At 58.4% G+C, this 341-nt stretch carries 1 protein-coding gene; it reads left to right on the forward strand.

Features of this window, described 5'->3' with window-relative positions:
- Positions 1 to 199 (forward strand): class II glutamine amidotransferase (locus B2J89_RS21990; RefSeq protein ID WP_205763941.1); only part of this gene is annotated, 199 nt, incomplete at its 5' end.
- Positions 200 to 341 lie beyond the last annotated feature (142 nt).

The following is a 341-nucleotide window of genomic DNA, read 5'->3' on the forward strand; positions in this document are numbered from 1 at the left end:
CTTGGCCGATGAAGACGTGCGGGTGGATTTTTCCACGCAAACCTCACCGACCGATCGGGTGGCTGTGATCGTGACCGCTCCACTGACCCGCAATGAAATCTGGCAGCCGTTTGGGCACCAGGAACTCAAGGTGTTTGTCGATGGTGCTGTCTATGCCGAAGCAGGCCCGGCTTTGCCCCCGGACAGCGCAGCGCGCTAGTCTGGCTACCCATTTGGCGTGGCTTCTCGCCTATTCTCAGGCAGTTATATATTTATTTCCTGCGCCCCAAACTGCTGGATTTCTGCGATCTTTCGCGCCCCAAAGCAGAAACGCCCCCCTCATTGCTGAGGGGGGCGCGACT

The sequence above is a fragment of the Acidovorax sp. SRB_24 genome (assembly GCF_012931925.1).